The organism is Brachybacterium sp. YJGR34 (assembly GCF_003347015.1).
Taxonomy (GTDB): Bacteria; Actinomycetota; Actinomycetes; order Actinomycetales; family Dermabacteraceae; genus Brachybacterium.
In genome coordinates, this window is the sequence record NZ_PNFB01000001.1 from 193029 (window position 1) to 208740 (window position 15712).

15 protein-coding genes are annotated in these 15712 nt (G+C 71.4%); 9 read left to right on the top strand and 6 right to left on the bottom strand.

The window, feature by feature from the left end; genetic code table 11:
* Positions 1-10 precede the first annotated feature (10 nt).
* Positions 11-883 carry an NAD(P)H-binding protein gene (locus CXH06_RS00810; RefSeq protein WP_114853244.1) on the top strand — a complete coding sequence of 291 codons (873 nt, stop codon included), beginning with the start codon at positions 11-13 and terminating at the stop codon, positions 881-883.
* A 9-nt stretch (positions 884-892) separates the two neighbouring features.
* Here the strand turns inward: CXH06_RS00810 and CXH06_RS00815 are convergent, their stop codons facing one another.
* Both CXH06_RS00815 and CXH06_RS00820 read right to left on the bottom strand, forming a co-directional pair.
* A complete protein-coding gene (locus tag CXH06_RS00815; RefSeq protein WP_114853245.1) occupies positions 893-1309 on the bottom strand; it encodes a VOC family protein in 417 nt (138 codons plus the stop codon).
* A gap of 104 nt (positions 1310-1413) precedes the next feature.
* A complete protein-coding gene (locus tag CXH06_RS00820; RefSeq protein ID WP_114853246.1) occupies positions 1414-1845 on the bottom strand; it encodes a glyoxalase/bleomycin resistance/extradiol dioxygenase family protein in 432 nt (143 codons plus the stop codon).
* Positions 1846-1948: 103 nt separating this feature from the next.
* On the opposite strand from CXH06_RS00820, the gene CXH06_RS00825 reads away from it, so the two are divergent.
* Positions 1949-2980 (top strand): CAAX protease, encoded by a 1032-nt coding sequence (locus CXH06_RS00825; RefSeq protein ID WP_114853247.1) that lies wholly within the window; start codon positions 1949-1951, stop codon positions 2978-2980.
* On the opposite strand, the gene CXH06_RS00830 is transcribed toward CXH06_RS00825, so the two are convergent.
* The 3 genes from CXH06_RS00830 to CXH06_RS00840 form a co-directional block, all read right to left on the bottom strand.
* Positions 2977-4005, bottom strand: a complete 1029-nt coding sequence (locus CXH06_RS00830) for an endo-1,4-beta-xylanase (protein ID WP_114853248.1) — start codon at positions 4003-4005, stop codon at positions 2977-2979. The two genes, CXH06_RS00825 and CXH06_RS00830, sit on opposite strands and share 4 nt — an antisense overlap.
* Positions 4006-4101: 96 nt before the next feature.
* A complete protein-coding gene (locus CXH06_RS00835; protein WP_114853249.1) occupies positions 4102-5253 on the bottom strand; it encodes an endo-1,4-beta-xylanase in 1152 nt (383 codons plus the stop codon).
* 122 nt (positions 5254-5375) lie between these two features.
* On the bottom strand, positions 5376-6386 hold the full coding sequence (locus CXH06_RS00840) for a LacI family DNA-binding transcriptional regulator (protein ID WP_114853250.1): 1011 nt from the start codon (positions 6384-6386) through the stop codon (positions 5376-5378).
* A gap of 258 nt (positions 6387-6644) precedes the next feature.
* Here CXH06_RS00840 and CXH06_RS00845 point away from each other — a divergent pair, with 258 nt between their 5' ends.
* The 3 genes from CXH06_RS00845 to CXH06_RS00855 are packed head-to-tail and all read left to right on the top strand — an operon-like array spanning position 6645 to position 10241.
* Entirely contained in the window at positions 6645-7619 is a 975-nt protein-coding gene (locus CXH06_RS00845; RefSeq protein WP_198683978.1) for a sugar ABC transporter permease, read from the top strand.
* Positions 7616-8545, top strand: coding sequence for a carbohydrate ABC transporter permease (locus CXH06_RS00850; protein WP_114853251.1), 930 nt, complete (start codon positions 7616-7618; stop codon positions 8543-8545). Before CXH06_RS00845 ends, CXH06_RS00850 begins: the two co-directional genes overlap by 4 nt.
* Before the next feature lie 55 nt (positions 8546-8600).
* Entirely contained in the window at positions 8601-10241 is a 1641-nt protein-coding gene (locus CXH06_RS00855) for an extracellular solute-binding protein (RefSeq protein ID WP_114853252.1), read from the top strand.
* Here the strand turns inward: CXH06_RS00855 and CXH06_RS00860 are convergent.
* Positions 10234-11157 carry a LysR family transcriptional regulator gene (locus CXH06_RS00860; RefSeq protein ID WP_114853253.1) on the bottom strand — a complete coding sequence of 308 codons (924 nt, stop codon included), beginning with the start codon at positions 11155-11157 and terminating at the stop codon, positions 10234-10236. The genes CXH06_RS00855 and CXH06_RS00860 overlap by 8 nt on opposite strands.
* Before the next feature lie 108 nt (positions 11158-11265).
* Here CXH06_RS00860 and CXH06_RS00865 point away from each other — a divergent pair, with 108 nt between their 5' ends.
* From CXH06_RS00865 to CXH06_RS00880, 4 genes are read left to right on the top strand one after another with little or no spacing between them, the layout of a single operon-like run.
* Complete coding sequence (locus tag CXH06_RS00865) at positions 11266-12201, top strand: aldo/keto reductase family oxidoreductase (protein ID WP_114853254.1); 936 nt, start codon at positions 11266-11268, stop codon at positions 12199-12201.
* Positions 12202-12237: 36 nt separating this feature from the next.
* Entirely contained in the window at positions 12238-13284 is a 1047-nt protein-coding gene (locus CXH06_RS00870; RefSeq protein ID WP_114853255.1) for an aldo/keto reductase, read from the top strand.
* Positions 13285-13339: 55 nt separating this feature from the next.
* Positions 13340-14272 (top strand): serine hydrolase, encoded by a 933-nt coding sequence (locus CXH06_RS00875; protein ID WP_114853256.1) that lies wholly within the window; start codon positions 13340-13342, stop codon positions 14270-14272.
* A 23-nt stretch (positions 14273-14295) separates the two neighbouring features.
* Complete coding sequence (locus tag CXH06_RS00880; protein WP_114853257.1) at positions 14296-15633, top strand: hemolysin family protein; 1338 nt, start codon at positions 14296-14298, stop codon at positions 15631-15633.
* Positions 15634-15712: the final 79 nt, after the last annotated feature.

A 15712-nucleotide genomic window follows, 5' to 3' on the forward strand; every position in this document is an offset into this window, starting at 1 on the left:
GGGCAGCACCATGATCATCGTGACCGGAGCGACCGGTGTGCTCAACGGAGCCACCGTCGACCACCTCCTCGCGCGCGTCCCGCCATCCCGCATCGGTGTCAGCGTCCGCGACCCCGCACGCGCCGAGCACCTGGCCGCCCGAGGGGTCCGCGTGCGCCAGGGCAGCTACGACGACCCGGAGGCGCTGCGGCACTCGTTCGAGGGCGCCGAGCAGGTGCTCCTGGTCTCCTCCAACGACGTCACCGCCGACGTCGTCGCGCAGCACCGGACCGCCATCGACGCGGCGGTCCAGGCCGGGGCCGGGCGGATCTTGTACACCAGCGCCCACGGGGCCGGCGTCGACACGCCGTATCCGCCGCTGGCGATCCATGCCGCCACCGAGCAGCACCTCGCGGAAGCCGACGTCGCCTGGACCGCCCTGCGCAACGGCTTCTACGGGGACCTCGGCCAGCTGCTCGGATTGTGGCAGGAGACGGGGGTGATCGCGAAGCCCGCCGATGGTCCCTTCTCCTGGATCGACCGCCGCGACGCCGCCGAGGCGGCCGCGGTGATCCTCACCGGTGAGTCGCCCGTCGACGGCCCGGTCGACATGACGCTGGCGTCCCCGGTCACGCTGGCCGACATCGCCGCGGCGGCCTCGGCGCTCACCGGGCGCCGCATCGACCGCGTCGTCGTCGACGACGAGGAATGGGTGGCCTCCGAGGTGGCGCACGGCATGCCCGAGGCGGTCGCACGCTTCACCCTCTCGATGTTCCGGGCGACGCGGAGCGGCCACTTCGCGGGGACCGATCCCGCACTGTCCGAGCTGCTGGGACGCGAGCCCCGCAGCGTTGCCGATCAGCTCGCGGACCACGTCGCCGGTTCGGCGAGGGCCCGCGGCTGACCAGCCTGCTCAGGCAGGGCTCACGTCGACCTGGAAGAGGACGCCGAAGCGATCCTTGACCTGGCCGTAGTGGCTGCCCCAGGGCGAGGGCTCGAAGGGCATCTCGACGCTCCCGCCGGACGCGGTGATCTTCTCGATCAGCGCCTTCGCCTCCTCGACCGTGCCGGGCATGACCAGGAGCGAGTAGGCGGTGCCGTCCAGCGACTGCGGGGACTCGCCGATGTCGTCCCCGCCGGCGAGGGTGAGCAGACCGCCGTCGAGCTGGGCATGGGCGACGGCCTCCGGCGGCGGCGTGAAGGGCATGCCCTCCATGGGGTTGTCCCCGTAGGTCATGAGGTCGAGCGTGCCGCCGAAGACGTCCCGGTAGTACTCGAGGGCTTCCTTGGCGTTGCCGGGGAACGAGATGTAGGGGGTGGAGCCGGTCATGATTCCTCCTGGGGGGTGGGGGCCCGGTGCCGGGCCCTGTGTCGCCCATCATGGCGGCGGGTGCCGACAGACGAGGCGCGGTTCTGGGGGGGGGGGCGGGGGTCTCAGGCGGTGCCGGGCGGGACCTCGACGGCCCAGAGCACGCCGAAGCGGTCCCGGACCGCGCCGTGGAGGTGGCCCTCGGGCGTCGCCCGGAGCGTCCGCTCCGCGGTGCCGCCCTCCTCGAGCAGGCGGTCCATGAGGGTGTCGGCCTCGTCGGGGGTGTCCAGGGTGAGGACGAGGTGAAAGGGGGCGTCGTCCAGGGGGCGGGGTGGATCGGCCCGTTCGTCGCCGCCGTGGAGGGCGACGTAGCCGCCGCTCAGCTCGGCGTGCGCGACAGAGCCCGGAGGGATGTCCGCGGGGAGGTCCTCGAGGACGGGCGGGGAGACCTGTCCATGGCTCCAGAGCATCAGCTCGCCGCCGAAGATCTGCTGGTACAGCGTGAAGGCTTCCGGGGTGCAGCCCGGGAAGGTCAGGTACGCAGAGAATCCGGCCATGGAGGTCCTCTCGACGGGGAGCGCGGCCGCGCCCGCCCGAGCGCCATGCTTCCACGCCCACGGCGTGAGGGGAACAGCCCGGGCGCTCTAGAGTGGGGGTGCCATGCCACGACGCTCTGCCCTCCCCACCCCGTACCACCGCCTCGCGACGCTCCGGCCCGCCTGGTCGGCCTGGTCGAAGCCGCTGCTCACCCTGGGGTCGGCGTTCGTCGCCTACGTGCTCCTCGCCTCGGTGCTGCTGGTCCTGGTGATCCTCGTCCTCGCCCTGCTGCCCGGGGTGAACATCGCCCTGGGCGTGACCAGCGGTGACCCCCGCAGCGGGCTCGACGTGCTGCTCGCCCTCGCGATGGGCGCCCTCTGGCTGCCGGCCGGGATGGTCGGCGTGCGCGTGGGCGGTTGGCGGCCGCTCGGACCCACCTGGTCCGTCGCCGCCCGTCTCCGCCGTGAGCTGCTGCGGCCGGCGGGGCTCCGGGGCGCCGCGGCCGGCGGCATCGTCGTGGTCGCGGCGAGCCTCGCCGGCGCGATCGCCGGCGGTGGGGCCGACGGGGCCGGGGCGGGCGCCACGCTCCCACAGCTCCTGCTCATCGCGCTGATCGTGGTGGTGCTCGCGCCGTTGCAGGCCGCAGGCCTCGAGCTCGCACTGCGCGGGGTGGTGCTGCAGGCGCTGGGCACCTGGCTGCGCCGGCCGCTCGTGCCCGTGCTGAGTGCGACGGCCCTCGCGCTGGTGGGGCGCGAGCTCAGCGCCCCGGTGCTGCTCCCCGCCCTCGCGCTCGCGCTGTGCGCGGCAGTGCTCGCCTGGAAGAGCGGCGGGCTCGAGCTCCCGATCACTCTGACCTTCATGATCACGGCGCTGACGGCCCTGGTCTCCGCGGCCGGCGCGGGGACGGGAGCAGGGGCCGGGGCGGCCGCGCTGAATGCCGGGGCCGCCGCCCCCGGTACCTCCGCGGCCGCACTCGCCGCCACCGCAGCCGGGGCCGAGCAGGCGGCGCTCGCCGGGGGGATCGCGGCGGCCGTCGCTCTGCTGCTGGTCACAGCGGCGCTCTGCGCGCTGATCGGTCGGCGCGAGGGCGTCCGGCCGCTCGAGGCCGTCGGCCGCCCGGCGAACGCGCCCGTCCCCGAGGCCGTGCCCTTCTAGCGGTCGCCGTCCGGCCGCCCCGCGACCAGGGCGTCGCGCACCGCGAAGTAGGCGGGCTTGCGGGTGTACTCCGCATCCAGCAGGGTGGCCGCGCCCTCGCCGGGGAACTGGTGGGAGATCCAGGAGTGGGCGTCGGTGAAGCCCCACATGGTCAGCGACTCGCAGCCCGGGACCGACAGCGCCGCCTCGGTCACGCGGCGGTAGTACTCGGCCTGCTGCGCGAGCTGCTCCTCGGTGGGCTCCGCGCCGCCGGGCAGCTCGATGCGCACGTCCAGCTCGGTGATCGCCGTCGCCAACCCCAGGTCCGCGAAGCGCTGCAGGTTCTCCGCCAGGGAATCGGGGAAGGGGTGCGCGGTCGAGAGGTGCGCCTGCGTGGAGAAGCCGTCCACGGGGACGCCGTCGGCGAGCAGGTCCTGGACGAGCTGGTAGTAGGCATCGGACTTGGGGCCGAGGGCGTCGACGTTGAAGTCGTTGAGGAACAGCTGGGCCTGCGGGTCCGCCGCGCGCGCCCAGCGGAAGGCGTCGGCGACGATCTTGATCCCCAGCTCCCGGATCCAGAGGTTCTGCTCGGCGCGCAGCGAGCCGTCCTCCTCGAGGATCTCGTTGGCGACGTCCCACTGGTGGATGCGTCCGGCATAGCGGCCGACGACGGTCTCGATGTGCTCGCGGAGGATCGCCCGCAGCTCCTCGGCGCTGAAGCTCCCCTGCTCGAGCCAGTCCGGGTTCTGGTTGTGCCAGAGCAGGGTGTGCCCGCGCACCACCTGGCCGTTCGCCGCGGCGAAGTCCATCACCGCGTCCGCGCCCTCGACGTCGAAGGTCTCGCGGTCCGGCCGCAGCAGGAGCCACTTCATGTGGTTCTCCGCGGTGAGGGAGCTGAACTCGGAGGCGGCCGACTCCCGGTAGGGACCGGCGGCGAGGAAGGGCGCCGGGGTGGACGCCCCTGCGCCGTTCCCGCCGCCGCTCACCGCCGTGCCGATGCGGATCCTCGGACCGGCGGCGCGGGCCAGGGTGTCACGATGCTCCATGCTGTCTCCTCAGAAGGGGCGGGGACGACGCCCACCGTCGCCGAAAGTTTCCGGGAATCTCGATCCTCGGTGTCAGTGCGTCAGTGCGTCAGTGCGTCAGTGCGTCAGCGCGTCAGGGCGGGATGGCCGGCGCGGCCGCTCGCCGCCGCGCACTGCGTAGTACGCGGGCTTGCGCCGGTACTCCTCGTCCAGCAGGGTGGCCGCCCCCTCGCCGGGGAACGTATCGGGGACCCAGGAGTAGGCGTCCGTGAACCCCCAGACCGTCAGGGACTCGCAGCCCTCCACCGCCAGCGCGGCCTCGGTCGCGCGGCGGTAGTACTCGGCCTGCTGCGCGAGCTGCTCCTCGGTGGGGGCGGCGCCGTCGGGCAGATCCATGCGCACGTCCAGCTCGGTGATCGCGGTCCTCAGCCCCAGGTCCGCGAAGCGCTGGAGGTTCTCGGCCAGATCGCCGGGGAACCCGTAGCGGGTCGAGAGGTGCCCCTGGGTCGAGAAGCCGTCGACGGGCACGCCGTCGGCGAGCAGGTCCTGGATCAGTGCGTGGTAGGCATCGGACTTGGGATTGATGCCGTCGACGTTGTAGTCGTTGAAGAACAGCTGGGCCTGCGGGTCCGCCGCGCGCGCCCAGTGGAAGGCCTCGGCGACGATCCCGATCCCCAGCTCGCGGATCCAGAGATTCTCCTGCGCCCGCAGCGCGCCGTCCTCGTGGAAGATCTCGTTGGCGACGTCCCACTGGTGGATCCGCCCCGCGTACCGGCCCACCACGGTCTCGATGTGCTCGCGGAGGATCGCCCGCAGCTCCTCGGCGCTGAAGCTCCCCTCCTCCAACCAGTCCGGGTTCTGGCTGTGCCAGAGCAGGGTGTGCCCCCGGGCGACCTGCCCGTTGGCGGCGGCGAAGTCCATCATGGAGTCCGCCTCGGTGAAGTCGAAGGTGTCGCGGTCCGGGCGCAGCGGCTGCCACTTCATGTGGTTCTCCGCGGTGAGCGAGGTGAACTCGCCGCCGGCGATGTCGCGGTACGGGCCCTCCTGGAGGTAGGGCGATGTCTCGGGAGCCCAGGCGCCGCTCAGCGCCGTGCCGATCCGGATCTCGGAGCCGGCGGCGAAGGCCAGCGTGTCCTTCTTCGCGAGGCCGGGAGCCGCCGGCGGGCGACCCGCCGCCGGCGCCGCCGTGGCCGTCCCGGTGCCCAGCGTCAGTCCGGCGATCGCTCCGCCGGTCGTCATCGCTGCGGTGAGGATCTCGCGTCGCTTCATGTCGTCTCCTGTGACGGGAAGTCGACCACGACGTCCACGATGACGTCGCGCCTCGACTCCGGTGCGAAAGATTTCGGGAATCTTGCGGTTCGCTCGGAGCCTAGAGTGGTGCGTCTCACGCGTCAAGCAGGCGCTGGCCCTGTCGATGCCCGCCAGATCACCCGCGAGAGCGCCCGCTCCTCGGGCAGCGGCTCCGATCGCAGCGCCGCGATCAGCCGGCTCATCGCGGTACGGCCCAGCTGTCGACGGTCGTCCTTGACGGTGGTGAGCGTCGGCTGCAGGAACGACCCCAGGGACAGATCGTCCCAGCCCGTCAGGCTCAGATCCTCCGGGATCCGCCACCCCCGCTCCCTCGCCCCGTTCAGTACGCCGGCCGCGAGGGCATCGCTGGCGGCGATCACCGCCGTGGGGCGGTCCCGCTCGGTCAGTGCGAGGACGGCCCGGTATCCCGATGACGGGGACCAGTCCCCGTCATGGATGTCAGCGCGGGGGAGGGCGAGCCGCTCGGCCGTCTCGAGGAAGACCCGGCGGCGGTTGCGGGCGGAGGCGTAGGTCTGGTCGCCCGCGACGTGCAGGAAGCGCCGATGCCCCAGTGCGTGCAGGCCCTCCATGAGGTCCGCGATGCAGGAGCCGTCGGCCATCGCGCCGATGGATCGCGCGTCCTCGTCGTAGTCCGCCGAGGCCACGATCGCCGCTCGGCCCGGGTAGCTGTTCTCGGTCTCCGGCGGCAGCGGGGCCAGTGCCAGGATGCCGTCCACCTGGCCGGAATCGGCGAGCTGGTGCACCTTCTCGAAGCTCGCCCGTGCGCCGCCGTCGACGCTGAACACCTCCACGGCGTAGCCCTCCGCGGTGGCGACATCGATCGCGCCGCTGAGGGCGGAGGCCTGGAAGGCGCTGTCGGCGGGCAGCAGCACGCCGATGCGCTGGGTGCGTCGAGTGCGCATCGAGCGCGCGGAGAGGTTGGGCTGGTAGCCGAGCTCCGCGACGGCGGCGGACACCTTCTGCTTGGTCACCGGTTTCATGCCCGGGTCGCCGCGCAGGAAGCGGGAGACCGTCTGGTGCGAGACCCCGGCCCGCTCCGCCACCTGCCAGATGGTGGCTCGACGCTCTCCGGCGGCGGGCGTCGGCGGCATCGGCGGCTCCTGTCGTCGGCGGGGCGGGCACGTCCCGTGCTCCGGCTGATCCTGGCACAGTTCCGCTCCGCCGGGAGCGGAGCGGGGCAACGATCGGATGACGGGGACCCCTTGCATAGTGATCGATCACCATCTAGCGTCTCCCTTCGAGTGATCGATCACAAAGTTGTGGACATCGGCACGAGGTCTGGGACCTCCGGCCCGCACCGACGCACCGCAGCGTCCCTCCGCCCCCTCCTGTCCGAGAGGACCCCTCCCATGGCAGTCATCGAGGCGTCGCCGCGCGCCGCCGAGAACACTCCGCGGCTCGCACGACGACAAAGACCCTCCCTCTGGCGACGCATCCTGCGCGATCGCACGGTCCTGCTGCTCGCCCTGCCCGGCATGCTGGTGCTCATCGGCTTCCAGTACTACCCGCTGCTGGGCAACGTCATCGCCTTCCAGGACTTCCAGCCCTATCTCGGGATCAAGGAGAGCCTGTGGGTGGGGTTCGAGAACTTCTCCATCCTGGTCACCGGCGATCCCGAGTTCCTCAACGCCCTGAAGAACACGCTGATCCTCACGCTGATCCAGGCCGTGCTCGTGTTCCCGCTGCCCATCATCCTGGCGCTCATCCTCAACAGCCTGATGTCGAATCGGATGCGGCAGATCGTCCAATCGGTCCTCTACCTGCCGCACTTCCTCTCGTGGGTGATCGTGGTGGCCGTCTTCCAGCAGATGCTGGGCGGATCGGGCCTCGTCAACAACTTCCTGCGCTCCCATGACATGGCGACCCTGGACATCATCGGCAATGCCGAGGTGTTCCGGGCGCTGCTGACCAGCCAGGTGATCTGGAAGGACACCGGCTGGGCCACGATCCTGTTCCTCGCCGTGCTCGCCGGGATCGACAAGTCCCTGTACGAGGCCGCCGCGGTCGACGGCGCCACGCGGTTCCGTCAGATGTGGCACGTGACGCTGCCGGGCATGCGCCCCATCATCATCCTGCTGTTCATCCTGCAGCTGGGCAGCTCCCTGACCGTCGGCTTCGAGCAGATCATCCTCCAGCAGCAGGCCGTCGGGATCGAGGCCAGCGAGGTGCTGGACACCTACGTCTACAACGAGGGCATCTCCGGCGGCCAATGGGGCACGGCGGCCGCCGTGGGCCTGGTCAAGAGCGTCGTCGGACTGGTGCTCGTCCTCACCGCGAACAAGATCGCTCACGCCTTCGGTGAGCAGGGGGTGTACAAGGCATGACCGCGACCACCGACCGCGCCGCCCGCCCGTCCCGCAGCGCCCGCGCCGCCAGCCTCGGCGACACCGCAGGACCCTTCGAGAGGGCATTCAAGGGCATCGTCCTGACGATCGCCTGCGCGCTGGTGATCATCCCGTTCATCGGGATCGTCTCGACCAGCCTGGCTCCCGCGGACCAGGTCAACAGCGCCGGCGGCTTCGTCCTGTTCCCGCGCGAGATCGACCTGACCGCCTACCGCTCGATCCTCTCCGGCGGCGTCGTCGCCCGTGCTCTGCTCATCAGCATCGGTGTCACCGCTGTCGGCACCGCGCTGAGCCTCGCGCTGACCACCACTCTCGCCTGGGCGCTGTCCCGCCGCGGCACCGTGGGCAACAGGCAGATGCTCCTCCTGGTGCTCATCAGCCTGCTCTTCGCCCCGGGTCTGATCCCGACGTATCTGGTGGTGAAGCAGTTCGACCTCATCGACAGCCTCTGGGCGCTGATCATCCCCACCTCGGTGAGCGCCTTCAACGTGATCGTGGTCCGGGCCTTCTTCGCGAACATCCCCGCGGAGCTCATCGACGCCGCGAGCATCGACGGCGCCACGGAGTGGCAGATCTTCCGGCGCATCGGGCTCCCGCTGTCGAAGGCGGTGCTCGCGGTGGTCGGGCTGTTCTACGGCGTCGGCTACTGGAACGCCTTCTTCAACGCGCTGCTCTACCTCAACGACGCCGCGAAGTGGCCGCTGCAGATGGTGCTGCGCACCTACGTCGTCAACGGCACCGAGATGGGCGCTGCGGACATGGGGCAGGTCGTCGAGGCGGCGCCGCCGCAGTCGACGATCCAGATGGCGATCCTCGTCATCTCCATCATCCCGATCCTCGTGGTCTACCCGTTCCTCCAGAAGCACTTCGCCAAGGGGATGCTCACCGGGGCGGTGAAGGGATGACCCGCTCCCTGCCCTCCGTCCCCGCCCCGACGTCCCACCTCCCGGAGGCCCACCGATGAGCCCGAAGCACCTCCTCTCCCGTCGATCCGCCCTCGCCGCCGGTGCCGCCGGCTCCGCGGCCCTCCTGGCCGCCTGCAGCAACGAGGGGCGAGGGGGCGTCCCGGCCGAGTTCGCGAACGCCCCGGTCGAGCTGCCCGAATACCTGCCCTACGAGGGCGTCGCCCCGGATCTACCCGGGGACCCCGAGACGGGGCTGATGGACGCCTTCTTCGAGTACCCGGCGGAGCCGGTCGCGGCGACGTCCTCGGCCCCCGGCGACGGGAAGGAGATCGTCTCCCTGGTGCGCACCGACTCCCCGGTCCCGCCGGGCGAGCGGCGCAACAGCTTCTGGCAGGAGCTGAACCGCCGGCTCGGCTCGGACCTGCGGATCAACATCGTCCCCGGTGCCGACTGGGGGCAGAAGTTCGCGACCACCGTCGCCGGGGACGTGCTCCCGGAGCTGTTCTGCGTGGACGGCGGCATGCCGCAGCTGCCGCAGTTCATGGACGCATCGGCGCTGGATCTGACGCCCTACCTCTCCGGCTCCCGGATCGCGGACTACCCGTTCCTGGCGAACATCCCCACCGAGACCTGGGGCCCCACCGCCCTGAACGGCAAGATCATGGGGGTCCCGATCCCCCGCGGCGTCATGAGCACGTCCCTCTTCTACAAGCGGGTGGACCTGCTGGAGGCGAAGGGCATCACCGAGGATCCGTCCAGCTTCGAGGAGTTCCTCGACCTCTGCAAGGAGCTCACGTCACCGCGAGAGAACGTCTTCGCCCTGGGGTCGCTGCCGCTGGACTTCATGCGCCAGATGCTCGGCATCCCCAACGGCTGGGTGGAGAAGGACGGCTCCCTGACCCGGAACTTCGAGCTCGACGAGCAGACCGAGGCGCTCGAGGCCGCCCGGCGGCTCGTGGAGGCCGAGGTGCTCAACCCCGACACCTTCGCGGCCAAGGGCAACGACGTGAAGAACTGGTTCGGCGCGGGCCGTTCCTACTTCACCTTCGACACCTTCTCCGCCTGGCCGCAGTTCCACCGCGAGCAGTCATCGGGCGAGGATTTCGCGATGGCGATGATGCGCACGCCGGACTTCGACGGCACCGCGGGGACAGCCTGCTCCTGGCTCGGCAACCCCACCTACGGGATCTCCGCGATCCGGCAGGACGCCGAGGACCGGGCCGAGGCGCTGCTGCAGGTCCTCAACTGGCTCGCCGCCCCCTTCGGGACCGAGGAGTACCTGTTCCGCGTCTACGGGAACGAAGGGGTCCACTACGACCTCGCCGGCACGGACCCGGTGCCCACCGACCGCGGCGTCAGCGAGACCCCGCTGGGCTTCCGCTACCTCACCGACGCCCCGTGGCCGATCTACGTCCCCGGCAATCCGGACTCCACCCGGGCCTGGTACGACGGGCAGAAGATCGCCGTCGAGTACGGCAGCGCCGATCCCACCCTCGGGCTCTACTCCGAGACGAAGTCGCAGGTGGGCGGAAGCATCGACGGGAGGATCGACGACCTCACCAACGACATCCTGCAGGGCCGAGCGCCGGTCTCCGACTGGCCGGCCGGGGTGGCCCGGTGGAAGGCCGACGGCGGCGACCGGATCCGCGACGAGCTGGAGCAGGCGCTCGCGGACCGCGAGGGGTCGCTCACCTGAGGTCCGCCGCGGCGACGAGGTCCTGATGCAGCGGTGACGCGTGGCCAGGAGGCTCGAGGAGCTCCAGCAGACGGCTCGCCGAGGCGTCGGCGTCGTGGGCGGTGACGGCGGAGACCACCCATTCGGGGGTGGTCTCGCGCGGGAGCCGGATCGTGGCGAGGCCCGCGGCCTGCGGCTTCTCGGCGACGTGCTGGGGGACGAGGGCGATGCCGAGCCTGCGGTGGATGAGGTCGAGCAGGGTGTGGATGTCGTCGACGGTGCAGCGCACGCGCCGCGATGCTCCGCGCGCCGAGCAGGCCGCCTCGTTGAGCGATCGCACGCCCCAGGAGTCCCGGAAGTCGATGAACTCGTGATCCCGCAGCTCCGCCCACTCCACGGTCGGTCCCGCCGCGAGCGGATGGCCGGGCGGGGCGAGCAGCACGACCGGCCGCCGGCCGAGCTCCCTGCTGTGCACGGTCGAGAGATGCTCGGTGGTGGCGACGAACGCGACGTCGAGCGCGCCCGCGTGGATCTGCGTGACGAGGTCGTGCGATCCGGCCTGGGTGAAGTGGATGTCGACGAGCGGGTAGCGGCGGTGGAACCGTTCCAGCAGCGGCGGCACGTCCACGACGCCGAGGCACTGCTCCGCCCCGACATGGAGGCGGCCCGACAGCGAGGCGGTGGCACGGACCACCGCGTCTCGGCCCGCCGCCGCCTGGGCGAGAGACGCCCGCGCGAAGGGGAGCAGGGCGAGCCCGGCGTCGGTGAGGTCCACCCGGCGGGTGGTGCGGGTGAACAGCGGCGTGCCGAGCTCGTCCTCGAGGCTGCGGATCGCGGCGGAGAGCCCGGACTGCGAGACGCGGCAGACGGCGGCCGCGCGGGTGAACTGCTGCTCGTCCGCGAGGGCGACCACGTACTCCATCTGTCGCAGATCCATTGATCGACCTCATTTCTCAATCGCATGACGGGCAGTTGTTTTACTTATAGCACGCCCGTGTCTAGCGTGACGGCACGTCCCCGAGAGCCCTGGAAAGGACCATCCCCCATGAAGACCTTCACCCTGCCCGGAACCCAGATCCTCGCCCCGAACGTCGTGCTCGGCCTGATGCGCATCGCCGAGAAGACCGACGACGAGGTGCGCGAGCTGGTCCGCACCGCCCGCGATGCCGGCATCGACTTCGTCGACCACGCGGACGTCTACGGCGCGGACCTGCACGGCTGTGAGCGCCGCTTCGCCGAGGCGATGCAGCTGACCCCTGCGCAGCGCGACGAGATCACGATCCAGACCAAGGCGGGGATCGTGGGGGACGGCCCGTACTTCGACTTCTCCTACGAGCACCTCATCGAGTCCGTCGAGGGGTCTCTCGCGGCCCTGGGGACGGACCGCATCGACATCCTGCTGCTGCACCGCCCCGATGCGCTCGTCGAGCCCGAGGAGGTCGCCCGTGCCTTCGACGAGCTCGAGGCCTCCGGCAAGGTCCGCGCCTTCGGCGTCTCGAACCACACGCCGTACCAGATCGAGCTGCTGCGCAAGCACGTGCGGCAGCCGATCGTCGCCAACCAGCTGCAGCTGTCCGTCACCCATCAGCCGATCATCGCCCAGGGCGTCGCGGCGAACATGCTCGACCAGCAGCAGTCCATCACCCGTGACGGCGGCGGGATCCTCGACTACTGCCGCCTGCACGACATCACCGTGCAGGCCTGGTCCCCGTTCCAGGCCGGGTTCTTCAACGGCACCTTCCTGGGATCCCCCGACCATGTGGAGCTCAACGCGGTGATCGACCGCCTCGCCGCGAAGTACGACGTCCCCGCGATCGCGATCGCCACCGCCTGGATCACGCGCCATCCGGCCCAGATGCAGGTCGTGCTCGGCACGACGACCCCCGAGCGGGTCGCCGGCGCGGCCCTCGGATCCGAGGTGCCGCTCACCCGCCCCGAGTGGTACGAGCTCTTCCGCGCCGCCGGGCACCTCGTGCCCTGACCCCGTCCCCGCCCACCCCTCCCAGGAGAACCCCTCATGACCCAGCACACCCTCACCCACCGCACCCTCGGCCGCAGCGGCGCCGTGGTGTCCACCCTGGCTCTCGGCACGATGACCTTCGGGTCCGAGGCCGATGAAGCCACCTCCCACGCCCTCCTGGATGCGTACGTCGGCGCGGGCGGCACCTTCCTCGACACCGCCGACGTCTACAGCGGAGGCGCCAGCGAGGAGATCATCGGACGCTGGCTGGCCGCGCATCCCGCCGAGGCCCAGCAGATCGTCCTCGCCACGAAGGGCCGCTTCCCGATGGGGGACGGTCCCAATGACCTCGGCACCTCGCGCCGCCACCTGCGCACGGCCCTCGACGCCTCGCTGCGACGGCTCGGGGTCGAGCACATCGACCTCTACCAGCTCCATGCCTGGGACGCCTTCACCCCGCTGGAGGAGACCCTGCGCTTCCTCGACGACGCCGTCTCCGCCGGGAAGATCGGCTACTACGGCTTCTCGAACTTCACGGGATGGCAGCTCACCAAGGCGGTCCACGTCGCGCAGCAGCACGGCTGGGAGCTGCCGGTGACCCTGCAGCCCCAGTACAACCTCCTCGTGCGCGGGATCGAGCACGAGATCGTCCCGGCGTCCCGCGACGCCGGGATCGGCCTGCTGCCCTGGTCGCCGCTGGGCGGCGGCTGGCTCAGCGGGAAGTACCGCCGCGATCAGCGACCCACCGGGGCGACCCGCCTGGGGGAGAACCCGGAGCGCGGCATGGAGGCGTGGGCCGGGCGCAACGCGGACGAGCGCACCTGGCGGGTCCTCGACGCCGTCGCCGCGGTCGCGGAGCAGCAGGAGGCCAGCTTCTCGCAGGTGGCCCTGGCCTGGCTGACCGCGCAGCCGGCCGTCACCTCCGTCATCCTCGGGGTCCGGACCCTCGAGCAGCTCAGCGACAACCTGGGCGCCGCCGGCCTCACGCTGACCCCGGAGCAGCTGGAGCTGCTGACGACCGCGAGCGAGCCGGTGGTCGAGGACTACCCCTACGGCCCCGGCGGCGTGCAGCAGCGCCACCGCAGGCTCTCCGGGGGTCGCTGAGCTCGCCGGGCGGACCGGGCGGGAGGCGGCGGGCGGTGCGCGCTACGGTCGGCGCATGAGCACCGTCGCCCCCGCCGCCGTCCCGGACCACCTCCTCCTGCTCCCGCTGCGCCAGCGGATCCTCGAGAAGGACCTCGGCGTGCGGGCGCTGCACCTGCACCGCCGCGGTCACGAGGAGATCAGCCACCGCTTCGTCGACGACACGACGGAGAACGTCTGGTCGGTCTCCAAGACGGTGACCGCGCTCGCCGTCGGCATCGCCGCGAGCGAGGGACTGCTGGACGTCGAGGACCGCGTGGTCGACCACCTGAGCGCCCCCGAGGGCGGCTACGGGCAGGGCGTCGACCAGGTGCGCCTGCGGCACCTGCTGACCATGACCTCCGGCTCCCCGGTGCTCGGCTTCCTCGACGAGGAGCGCGATCACGAGGACCTCACCGCCCTGATCCTGAGCACCGACCTCACCGCTGCGCCGGGAGAGCGGTGGGAGTACTCCAACGGTTCGATCTTCCTGCTCTCCCGGATCATCGCCGAGCGCACCGGGCAGTCGATGCGCGACTGGCTCCTGCCCCGTCTGTTCGAGCCGCTGGGGATCCTCAATCCCCAGTGGCACACCACCCGCGACGGGCACACCTGGGGCGCGACCGGCCTGCACCTCAGGAGCGGGCAGCTCGCGCGCATCGGTCGGCTGCTGCTGGACCGCGGCGAGCACGAGGGCGACCAGCTGGTGCCCGCGACCTGGGTCGATGCCCTGCACGCGGACAGCACCTGGATCGCGACCGGGGACGGCGAGCCCGAGGGCGCCCGGTACGGGTACGGCGTGTGGCGGTGCACCCCCGAGGGTGCCTGGCGGGCCGACGGCGCCTACGGCCAGCTCCTGCTGGTCCTGCCCGAGCAGGAGGCGGTGCTCACCGTGACCTCGCGTCTCGAGGGCCGCTCCGCCGCGGAGATCATGCGGGCCGTGTGGGAGGAGCTGCTGCCGCTGCTGTGACAGCGGTGCCGTAGCGTAGGTCCATGGACTGGACCGCGCTCGCCAATCTCGCCCTGGTGCTGCTGTTCGTGCTGATCGGAGGCCTGTTCGCCGGCACGGAGATGGCGATCGTGAACCTGCGCGAGGCGCAGATCCGGCAGCTGGAGGAGTCCGGCAGCAGCGGCGAGAAGACCGCCCGCCTGGTGCGCGACCCCAATCAGTTCCTCTCCGCCGTGCAGATCGGGGTGACGGTCGCGGGCTTCTTCTCCTCCGCCTACGGCGCCTCGACGATCGCGCCGTCCCTGGTCCCCGTGCTGGTCGGGGCGGGAGTGCCGGAGAGCTCGGCGTCCACCGTCGCCCTGATCGGCATGACGCTGGTGATCGCCTATCTCTCCCTGGTGCTCGGCGAGCTGGTCCCCAAACGGCTGGCGATGCAGAACGCCCTGGGCATGACGAGGATCGTGGGCCCGCCGCTGCGCCTGTTCGGCGCGCTCATGCGGCCCGCGATCTGGCTGCTGTCGACCTCCACCAACCTGGTGGTGCGCCTGCTGGGCGGGGATCCCCACGCCAACACGGAGGCGGTCTCCGCGGAGGAGATCAAGTCGATGGTGCGCCATTCCGAGGCGCTCGACCAGGCCGAGTCCCGGGTGCTCGCCGACGTCTTCGACGCCTCCGAGCGCACCGTCGTCGAGGTCATGCAGCCCCGCCACCAGGTGCTCTTCCTCGCCGGCGACCAGACGGTGGTCGGCGCCCGCGAGCAGATCCGCGACTCCGGCTTCTCCCGCTATCCGGTCATCGGCGAGGATGTCGACGACGTGCTGGGGTTCGTCCACGTGCGGGACCTGCTGCTGGTCGAGGAGCCGGGCACCACGCCCCTGTCCGCCCTGGTGCGGTCCATCGAGCACATCCCCGGCACCGTCCAGGTGCTGCAGGCGCTGAACCGGATGCGCGCCCATGCGGACCAGATCGCGGTGGTCGTCGACGAGTACGGGGGCACCGACGGCATCGTCACCCTCGAGGACCTGCTCGAGGAGCTGGTGGGCGAGATCTACGACGAGTTCGACCGCGACACCGTGCGCGAGCCCGGCGACCTGGACCGGATCGTCGAGGACGACGGCACCGTCGACGGCGGCCTCATCCTCCAGGAGTTCGAGGCCGCCACGGGCATCGCCCTGCCGGACACGGGTGGCTACGAGACGGTGGGCGGCTTCCTCATGGCGCACCTGGCCCGGATCCCGGAGGCGGGGGACGCGGTCGAGGTCGAGGGGGCGCGCCTCGAGGTGGTGGAGGTCGACGAGCGCCGTGTGCAGCGGGTCCGTCTGGTGCCGGCCCTCGACCAGGAGACCGCGGAGGCGCCGGCCGAGGGGTCGCGGGAGGCGTAGCCGGCGGAGAGGAGCACGGCCACGGCCACGCTCGACGACTGAGGGCCGCAGGACTCCCGCACCTCACCTCCCGGGGCTA

What these genes read in the sequence shown, in the direction of transcription:
- CXH06_RS00810 (WP_114853244.1), top strand. Translation starts at nt 11, where the DNA reads ATGATCATCGTGACCGGAGCGACCGGTGTGCTCAACGGAGCCACCGTC.
- CXH06_RS00815 (WP_114853245.1), bottom strand. Translation starts at nt 1,309, where the DNA reads ATGACCGGCTCCACCCCCTACATCTCGTTCCCCGGCAACGCCAAGGAA.
- CXH06_RS00820 (WP_114853246.1), bottom strand. Translation starts at nt 1,845, where the DNA reads ATGGCCGGATTCTCTGCGTACCTGACCTTCCCGGGCTGCACCCCGGAA.
- CXH06_RS00825 (WP_114853247.1), top strand. Translation starts at nt 1,949, where the DNA reads ATGCCACGACGCTCTGCCCTCCCCACCCCGTACCACCGCCTCGCGACG.
- CXH06_RS00830 (WP_114853248.1), bottom strand. Translation starts at nt 4,005, where the DNA reads ATGGAGCATCGTGACACCCTGGCCCGCGCCGCCGGTCCGAGGATCCGC.
- CXH06_RS00835 (WP_114853249.1), bottom strand. Translation starts at nt 5,253, where the DNA reads ATGAAGCGACGCGAGATCCTCACCGCAGCGATGACGACCGGCGGAGCG.
- CXH06_RS00840 (WP_114853250.1), bottom strand. Translation starts at nt 6,386, where the DNA reads ATGCCGCCGACGCCCGCCGCCGGAGAGCGTCGAGCCACCATCTGGCAG.
- CXH06_RS00845 (WP_198683978.1), top strand. Translation starts at nt 6,645, where the DNA reads ATGGCAGTCATCGAGGCGTCGCCGCGCGCCGCCGAGAACACTCCGCGG.
- CXH06_RS00850 (WP_114853251.1), top strand. Translation starts at nt 7,616, where the DNA reads ATGACCGCGACCACCGACCGCGCCGCCCGCCCGTCCCGCAGCGCCCGC.
- CXH06_RS00855 (WP_114853252.1), top strand. Translation starts at nt 8,601, where the DNA reads ATGAGCCCGAAGCACCTCCTCTCCCGTCGATCCGCCCTCGCCGCCGGT.
- CXH06_RS00860 (WP_114853253.1), bottom strand. Translation starts at nt 11,157, where the DNA reads ATGGATCTGCGACAGATGGAGTACGTGGTCGCCCTCGCGGACGAGCAG.
- CXH06_RS00865 (WP_114853254.1), top strand. Translation starts at nt 11,266, where the DNA reads ATGAAGACCTTCACCCTGCCCGGAACCCAGATCCTCGCCCCGAACGTC.
- CXH06_RS00870 (WP_114853255.1), top strand. Translation starts at nt 12,238, where the DNA reads ATGACCCAGCACACCCTCACCCACCGCACCCTCGGCCGCAGCGGCGCC.
- CXH06_RS00875 (WP_114853256.1), top strand. Translation starts at nt 13,340, where the DNA reads ATGAGCACCGTCGCCCCCGCCGCCGTCCCGGACCACCTCCTCCTGCTC.
- CXH06_RS00880 (WP_114853257.1), top strand. Translation starts at nt 14,296, where the DNA reads ATGGACTGGACCGCGCTCGCCAATCTCGCCCTGGTGCTGCTGTTCGTG.